Annotated in this window: 6 protein-coding genes and 4 pseudogenes; 4 read left to right on the forward strand and 6 right to left on the reverse strand. The window is 53.1% G+C overall.

Annotation, left to right across the window (positions count from 1 at the left end):
- A pseudogene (locus QO231_RS26220) lies at window positions 1-183 on the reverse strand (IS1634 family transposase); the annotation flags it as partial.
- Window positions 119-521: pseudogene (locus QO231_RS25410) on the reverse strand (transposase); the annotation flags it as partial. The pseudogenes QO231_RS25410 and QO231_RS26220, both read right to left, overlap by 65 nt.
- A gap of 273 nt (window positions 522-794) precedes the next feature.
- Here QO231_RS25410 and QO231_RS25415 point away from each other — a divergent pair.
- The 4 genes from QO231_RS25415 to QO231_RS25430 all read left to right on the forward strand — a co-directional run bounded on the left by QO231_RS25415 (window position 795) and on the right by QO231_RS25430 (window position 5,607).
- Entirely contained in the window at window positions 795-2,012 is a 1,218-nt protein-coding gene (locus QO231_RS25415; protein ID WP_394356720.1) for an IS256 family transposase, read from the forward strand.
- Between the two features lie 347 nt (window positions 2,013-2,359).
- Complete coding sequence (locus QO231_RS25420; RefSeq protein ID WP_316782933.1) at window positions 2,360-2,749, forward strand: hypothetical protein; 390 nt, start codon at window positions 2,360-2,362, stop codon at window positions 2,747-2,749.
- Window positions 2,736-4,202: a caspase family protein gene (locus QO231_RS25425; protein WP_316782936.1), complete on the forward strand. Its 1,467-nt coding sequence runs from the start codon at window positions 2,736-2,738 to the stop codon at window positions 4,200-4,202. Before QO231_RS25420 ends, QO231_RS25425 begins: the two co-directional genes overlap by 14 nt.
- Complete coding sequence (locus QO231_RS25430; protein ID WP_316782940.1) at window positions 4,195-5,607, forward strand: hypothetical protein; 1,413 nt, start codon at window positions 4,195-4,197, stop codon at window positions 5,605-5,607. Before QO231_RS25425 ends, QO231_RS25430 begins: the two co-directional genes overlap by 8 nt.
- Window positions 5,608-5,876: 269 nt before the next feature.
- On the opposite strand, the pseudogene QO231_RS25440 reads toward QO231_RS25430, so the two are convergent.
- The 4 genes and pseudogenes from QO231_RS25440 to QO231_RS25450 all read right to left on the reverse strand — a co-directional run.
- Window positions 5,877-6,029 (reverse strand): annotated as a pseudogene (locus QO231_RS25440) (transposase domain-containing protein); the annotation flags it as partial.
- A 31-nt stretch (window positions 6,030-6,060) separates the two neighbouring features.
- A pseudogene (locus tag QO231_RS26225) lies at window positions 6,061-6,153 on the reverse strand (transposase domain-containing protein); the annotation flags it as partial.
- 46 nt (window positions 6,154-6,199) lie between these two features.
- Window positions 6,200-7,105 (reverse strand): DUF6338 family protein, encoded by a 906-nt coding sequence (locus tag QO231_RS25445; RefSeq protein ID WP_316782943.1) that lies wholly within the window; start codon window positions 7,103-7,105, stop codon window positions 6,200-6,202.
- Window positions 7,102-8,061, reverse strand: a complete 960-nt coding sequence (locus tag QO231_RS25450; RefSeq protein WP_316782946.1) for a TAXI family TRAP transporter solute-binding subunit — start codon at window positions 8,059-8,061, stop codon at window positions 7,102-7,104. The genes QO231_RS25445 and QO231_RS25450 overlap by 4 nt, the downstream gene beginning before the upstream one ends.
- Window positions 8,062-8,275 lie beyond the last annotated feature (214 nt).

The following is an 8,275-nucleotide window of genomic DNA, read 5'->3' on the forward strand; positions in this document are numbered from 1 at the left end:
CTCCGGTGTTGTTCTGCTGACGCCATGCAGGGTGCGATTTCCCGCATGGGCAGTGTGCTTCTGGATGCGCGCGAGCAGGTCGAGCGCCGTGCGAGGGCTTGCGGAATGTCCCCTTGCCTTCGACACCTTCCTCACCAATCCGTTTTCGCCATCCATTGCCGGCAGGCGAATGTGCACATTCGCCGAGAGGGCGTCATGGATGAGGGATCAAGCGGCAGACGGTGCTGAAAGAACGTCTCGCCGCAGAAATGCTGCCAATACGGGTTCTCGGCCCATCGCGCCACCACTGCTTCGTCCGAGAGCGCATAGGCATGTTGAAGATAAAGTAGGCCGGCAACCAGGCGCGTCATGGTCGCCGGGCGGCCGGTGTAGGACGGAAAGAACCCCGCCCATTCACGCTCGAAGACATCCCAGTCAATCAGGGTTCCTAGCTTCACCAATTCGTGGCGCATGTCGATCATCTCGACCAATCGGGAACGCAGGAGATCGTCTTGTTCCGGAGGTGGCTTTCGTGGCTTCATTTTACGGCTCAAAATTGCAGAGTTCCTGCCCCCATAATACCAAACCCTGCACTTTCCGCTCAACAAAATCGTACTGTTATCAAATAAAAACAGATAGATATGAGTTGTTCAGGGCGGACTACTTCTGTAGCTCTGCTGCTTGGTCTTTGACGTGCACGCTTCTAGTCGAAGGTGGAAATTTAGCGGGAACGATCACGGAAATCCGCCCTGCCAATGAGAACCCGCGGTTTGTTGGCGCAGAAAACGGACTCTTCCGGATCGAAGGAGGCCAACTTGTTCCAGTCGCGGGCGGCGTCGAGGCGGGCGCTGTTTACGAGATCCGCCCGGCGGACGAAGGAAGGCATTCTTTCCGAACTGACGAAGGCGCTGGCGGAACGCGCGCTGACGACCGAGATGGAGGAACATCTCGGCGAGGAGCGTGCTGCAGAAGCCCCTGAAGGGCAAAATCAGGGGCCCAACCGCCGCAATGGCAGCAGCCGGAAGACGGTGACCACCGACAGCGGGAAGGTGGTTCTGGACATCCCGCGCGACCGGAACGGCACCTTTGATCCGTTGCTGATCGCCAAATACCAGCGCCGTTTCCCGGAGTTCGACCGCAAGATCGTGAGCATGTATGCCCGCGGCATGACGACCCGCGAGATCCAGGGGCATATCGAGGAGATCTACGGCTTCGAGGCATCTCCCAGCTTGGTCTCGGCGATCACCGAGGCTGTGATGGAGGAAGTCACCGCCTGGCAGAACCGCCCGCTGGAGCCTTGCTATCCGGTGGTGTTCATGGATGCGATCCGGGTCAATATCCGCAGCGATGGCACAGTCAGCAACAAAGCGGTTTTCGTGGCTCTGGCGATCTTGCCGGACGGCACCCGCGACGTCCTCGGTCTGTGGTTCCAGGCCAATGAGGGTGCCAAGTTCTGGGCAAAGGTGCTGAACGATCTGCGCAATCGCGGCGTCCAAGACATTCTGATTGCCGTTGTGGACGGCCTCAAGGGTTTTCCGCAGGCCATCGAAGCCGCCTTTCCCCAGGCCCAGGTCCAGACGTGCATCGTTCACCTGCTGCGCCACTCCATGAGCTTTGCAAGCTACAAGGACCGCAAGGCGGTAGCTACAGCCCTGAAGGCGGTCTACACGGCCGTGGACGCCGAGGCGGCAGAGGCGGCGCTGGCCGAGTTCGAAGACAGCGACCTGGCCGCGCAATACCCAGCCATCGCCCCGAGCTGGCGTCGGGCCTGGAACGAGGTGGTCCCGTTCCTCGACTACCCGCCCGCGGTGCGTAGGCTGATTTACACCACGAATGCCATAGAGGCGCTGAACTCGAAGATCCGCCGCGCCGTTCGAACCCGGGGCCATTTCCCCAGCGACGAGGCAGCGGCGAAATTGATTTATCTGGCGCTGAATGCTACCTCAGTCGAGTGGAAGCGCTCAGTGCGCGAATGGCACGCGGTCAAAAGTCAGCTCGCCATCATGTTCGAAGACCGCTTCCCATTGGCGTAACACAAGGCGCCAGGGCACAAAATTCTGCACAGTCTCGGCAAGACTATTATCCTGGTGAGCAGGCAGCCGCCTGCCGCTACTCATAATAGCACAGGCGGAATAGCTGTGCATCGCCTTCAGAATGTCCGAAATTCGCCAAGCTAATTTGACGGCGGTACAGAACTAACGAAATCAGCTACTCACAGCTCACTGCCCGACCAACGCAACAGACGATCCAAAAGACTTGATTGGAGGGAAAATGAGAGGCAACATCGAAGAGAAGCTGCCTAACTTGTGAAATCTGGGCTCAAATCCTTTTTACTCGCCCTCGGCGGCACTGCCGGTTGGGCCTATTTATTGGGAAGACCATGGACTTAAAGCTCATCATCCAAGATCCCGACGACAGCGAAACCATAACGCGCCGTATGCTATCCGACATTCGGAGCGCGGACATCATAGAAGAGGTCGAATACTCAAGATCCGCAGCACAAGACGGCGACAGGGGCATTCTGATGGACACAGGTGCGCTTGTGATGAAGGTGATGGGCATGGGCGGCGCCGAATTTCTGTTCGACATCCTGCGCCCCGTACTTTCGGTCGGCCGCGAGAAGACAAACGATAACCGCGTAATCATCATGGAGTTGGGCGAAGGCCAACGGCTCGAACTGCAGGGCGGCATGAGCAACGAAGAGTTCATTGCCACTAAGGACCGCCTGATCTCGATTATGGAAACGGTGGCAACCGGTGACAAGGCATAGCATTCTCTTCGGCATCCAGACCTACGAAGCCTCCGACCACCTAACAAACTTAAAGAGCCCCGGAAACGACGTGAAGATCATGTCAGAAGTTCTTAATAACGAAAAATATTCCGGAAAATGCGTTCGAAACTTACCATTGACGGATGTCACTTACAACGAAGCCACAACTGCGCTTGCAGACTTCTTGGAAAACGTCAAACCCAACGATGTGTTTATATTTTATTTTGCAGGCCACGGGATGCGTAACGATAAGGGCGATCTCTTCCTGTGTTTTCGCGACAGCATGGATAATCGGCTCAGTTTTACCGCCTTGGGCTACAACAGGTTGCGGGAGCACTTTGAAGAAAAGAAGCTGCGCCGCGTGCTTGTGATCCTGGATTGCTGCTACAGTGGGGCGGCGCTCCGCAGCAGCCCTCTGGATGAACTGAAAAAGATAGAGCACAACTTCGGCGACGGCAAAGGTTATTTCGTGATGTCCTCGACCGGCTCTAGCCAAATCGCCAAAGAGGGAGACGAAAACGGAGTTTTTACCCGCCATTTCGTGGAAGGCATTCGCACAGGTCACGCCGATACGAACCAAACCGGTGAAATTTCTGTGCAGGACATGGCGCTCTATCTACAAAAGAAAGTGCCCGAAGAAGTGCCCGGACAAACGCCCATGCTTGGCAGCGAAGCCATGACTGGAAAATTTATCTTGGCGCTCAACTACGAACGCCAACAAGAACTGCAGGCTGAGCGAGAGGCGCAAGCCCGACTGGCTGTATTCAGAGCGGCGGACAAGCGCCTTCGCGCTGCCTATTTAAAGAATGATGCCACGCGTGAACTGATAAACAGTGTCGCCAATTGGAAAGAAGCCAATGCCAACACACTGCTGGATGCCCCGGCCTTTTTGGCGCTAAAAAACTACGCGGAAAAGACCAACGGGATTGTAATTTTCGCGGAGCGCTGGAAGGATGCCATTTCGGAAGCTGACGATACATATCAAACAACGGCAAAGGCCGTAGCCGAAGCAAGAATTACAGCGGGAAAGCAAGCCAAAGCAGACCAAGAAGCCGAGCTAGGTATGGTTTCGATGCGAGCAGATGGAGCGTTTGCTTCCCCACCTGATGGAGATCGACCCCGTCAACAGGCTCCTGAACCGTTGCGCGCAAATGACGTCTCGAATGTGGCAGCCGCGCCTGTCAGACTACCGCAAGCAAGAGAAACCACACGGCAGCCACTGGATATTCTCATCGAAATCGCCGAGGCGAGAGGCACACATCACTCTGGCATGCAACGCAAAGAGTTGGATGCCGCACTTAACGAAAAGGTTGATACCCAAACGGCAGGCAGAATGATCGCCAACTTCCTCGCCGAAGGGTTAATCACACGACATCAGGGTGACAGCTACAGATTCACCGTCGCATTTACAAACATGGTGCACAAATATCGTCAGGGGAAAAATAATGGCTAGACAATTCAAGTTTGGGGAAGCCGCAGAAAAAAACACTGAAAACGGTGTGATCGATATTCCCCATACATGCATCTTGCAAACCTATTCTGCCCGTGAATTAGTTGATAAATTTGAAGCAACATGGGGGCGCAAACCGAGCGCGGTCGCTCTGCCAGTTTCCAATGCCGACGGGTTGCTTTTTGATGTGGATGGACTTTCGAAGTATTCGGCGGCAGGCAGTGGCTTCAAAGATGGTATCGGTGACTTTGGCGGCCTCGTCAAAGCCTTCGCCACTGAAGGCCTGAACATCTATCTGACACTTGACGTAACTCTCCCATTCCAAGAATCTCCACCGTTGCAGATAGTTGATATTGTCGGAGATAGCTCCCGACATCTATGTTTTGGCAACCCAACGACGGTCGAAATTTTGGGTGCGATATTGGGAACCGGAATTGATTTAGCATTCGAAGCCCTTCAAGATATGACACCGCCGACAAATTCCAAACTTCTTGGTGTCGTTCTTGATTTGGTCAATTTGTGGCCGATGGGTGGTAGCGATAATCGCCTTGAATTGACCTGCTTTTGCCCGTCATGCCAGGAGTATTTTGAGCTTCATGAAAAAGGTAAGAGGCTTATAGACAAATTTAAAACGTTTCCCAATCCTTGGAGCCTTGCGCTACGTGCTACTGAATCTGGGATAAGCTTTGTCGACGAGATCGGAATAAATCACGGGGCTAAAGAAATTGTAGGATTCAGCCGTCTCAAGGGCTTTGATGCTGCCTTCGGTAGCAACAATGGGGACAGTGAACTCATCCGGAAGGCCGACGACCTTCTCAAATATATGTCAGTCCGTCATGATCAAGTTATGTCTTCGGTTGACAGCGTTTTTTCAGAGGCCATGCGTGGTCTTAGCACTGATAAGAACCCTTATATTTCAGAAGCAGCTAGGATGATGAGGCGCGTTATATTGGTGGAAGGGACGAGTTACTCATGGAGCGGAGGTATATTTATAGAAAAGCTGGATCAATTAAAGCCAGCGGAATTCGATGAAATTTGGGCGGATAAGGGTCCGCAAACTCCTATTCTAAAATGTGTCCCCAATTATGCCTATATGAGCAGGCGGTCACGGTATTATCTCGATGCATTTTTCGAAGTAATTGCGAACGCGGCGGATAGTAACGCGATGGCTACGACAGGAATGGGTCGTATGGTGCGCGATCAATTGCAGGAACTTTTAGTACAACGGCTACAACAGTCTCTTGCATGTCTTACTGCCGGCAAGGCAGCGCTCGGTACTCTCGGGGTCGCTAGCGATGATGAAAAGCAGGGGCGGCAAGGCTATGTGGGCATTGCGCTTGACAAAACTGCGGGCATTGATCTGATTAACGGAGTTAATATCGCTCGAGGACCGACCGCGAAAAAATAGTAGGCACTCTAGCTGTTTAGTAGTCCCAGCATGTGATGGTCTACTGATCTGTGATCACCAGAAGGATGCACTATGGGACAGATTCTTCACGGGAGCGCCAAGACCACGCACGCCGTCCGAGCTCTCATACAGCGATCGAAAGCTTCGAACGCGGCGCTGAGCCGGGAGCTCCCGAGTTCATCAGTTAAACGTATGCGCCGTCCTCGTCCCATTGAGATTTCTGGTCATGGCCTGTTGACCAATTTCTGGGGAGTTCTTTTATGAGCTCATCACGGAGTCACGGATGAGCTCACGTTTTCTGATTTGGCGACGTAGGCCCAGGGCGTCAGGGCGTCGATGTCTTTGTCGAGGTGGCCGCCGGCCAGTTTGGTGAACAAGTCGACAAGGTAGGCGTATGGTTCGACGCCATTCATCCGGCAGGTTCGTAAGCGACGGCTGGGCGGCACCGGGATTTTAGCTTGACAGCTGGAAGTTCCAGGGGAGCAGGTCGTCGATGCGGTTTTTTGGATGGCCGGCGGCGATGGCTTCGAGTGTAGATTTGAGATACCGGGGCAGTTCTCAGTGACATTCAACACGGTGGGGTATATTTTTCCTATGGTTGCTGATTTAGCCTCACCGTCGCCGGATTTGTCTCGGAACCAAATTGCTTAAGGTCGGCTATCTCCGGAATATTTTTCCGCTGACCCGGAGAAGTAAGCCAAAAACTACTACAAGCAGTTCTGCGCATATCCAAAAATATGATCTCGCGAATGTCACGTTCATGAAAAACAACGCCGGGTCCAGCAATTGGTTCGGCCTTGCCATCTGGTGCGGTCAACCTGCAGGCAGGTGATAGATAGATTTGCGCTTCTGTTCGTCTTGAATCGAAGTAGAGAGGCCAACCTTCGTACACATGCTTGTTCGACAATATGAAGCGGGCGTAAGCTTGATTGGTGTGTTTTGCTCGATCCTCGGCATGGGTACGCCCGTCAGGGTTTGGATCGAGATGGTTGGTAAAGCCAGTTTGGTTTTGGAGAAGAATCCGGTCGATTGGGTGGCGGGTACTGTCCTGGATCGGAATGTCAAGAAATGGAGCCCACTTTGCGAATCTAAAAAATAGATCACGCTCGGTCGCCACTCCAGCGGCTGTCCCTGTAAAGACTGAAACTAGTATCAGCAGCGCATAGAAATAGTAGTTTGCGGGGTTCTTCCAGTCTGCACTTGGTATGATTTGTGCCGAATTGCGTCGCAACCACATCGCCAAAAAGTAAATAGGAAGCACCAACACGATGTTCACGAGAACGAATGTGAAACTTGACGCGATGATCTCAAAATCTGACGCCGCAGCGCTTGGAGCGATCAGTGTCATACATGTGTAAGACAGGAACCCCGGAAGAATGATAACAAGCCAGGAAAGCTTAGTAACCAAGTCTTCGGTGGGAGTGATTGTCGTGTCTTCTATCTCCGTTGCGCGCGCGTGCTGGTTTTCGGAAGATTGAGATGTCGAAGACTCCGTCATTGCAGACCTGCCTCCTTGAAATACTTCTCGGCTCCAGGGTGTAGTGGCACAGAGCCCATGTGACCGGCGATGTCGGTTTGCTCAAGAGTTGAAAGTGCGGGATGCAATCGCCGAAATGAGTCAAGGTTCGTCATCACAGCCTCCACTAACGCATAAACTGCTTCTTCCTCCACGTCTGCTGACGTGATGAGCATTGCACTCAACCCAACAGTCGGAACTGATTGTTCGTTGCCGTACATTCCGGTTGGAATCTCGGACGGACGGAGAAAGTCGTAAGTCGACAGAAGCCTTTCAACTACGCCTGAGCCAAGTTCGATTGGCCGAAGTCCACAGGAAGACATTTCTGCGGCGATAGCCGAGGGATGCGGTGCAACGAAAGCAACGGTGGGCGCTTCACTATTGCAGGCGTTTGAGATCATGTCAGGAACTCGGCAGTCTTTACAATTGCAGTTTTTGTCAGCACAGCCCTGCTCACAAGGGTTGCATGCTCTGTCTAAGCCATCGTCCAAAAAATTCCGACCCAACAAATAGTCGCCGCCACCTTGGATCAACTCCTGCAATGAACCGACTCGAGTATTGGGCGACATCACTGTGTAAGAAAGTGGATGGAGCGTTAAGACTGCTCGAATGTTGTGAAAATCTCCGCTGTCTTCAAAGCGGTCGGTGCCTGAGATAGATGCAAATAGTCGGTCCGATTGTACTATCCCAAAGTCGAGTTCACCCGCTCTTACAGTTCCCAGGTTGTATATGCTTCCGCCTGTCGACTGCACGGAGCAACGGAAGCCGTGAGATTTGCGCTCTTTGTTTACAAGTCGGCAAATGGCGCCGCCGACCGAATAGAATGTCCCCGTCACGCTACCTGTGCCAATTGAAACAAACTGCTGCTGGCCGATCACTGAGGTGGCGAAGCAAACTGCCCCAATTAGTGAGAAATATGTGATCTTTAAAAGTTCCATATCAAATCCTTCAATTGAAATACAAAGGCAGGGTTGGCAATGTCACCATTACGGTCAATCAGGTGATGGTGGCCGATAGCGCGGCTCGCCACCGTCCTTGCAGCGTACGCGTTAAAGGAGAAGGGGCTTGCCCACAATGTACGGCGTTAGAGCGCTTATCCGAGTACTTCATCACCAGGCAGTACTGTCGTCATGAATGTGTAGTTGGGCCGAG

The organism is Sedimentitalea todarodis (assembly GCF_032595355.1).
Taxonomy (GTDB): domain Bacteria; phylum Pseudomonadota; class Alphaproteobacteria; order Rhodobacterales; family Rhodobacteraceae; genus Sedimentitalea; species Sedimentitalea todarodis.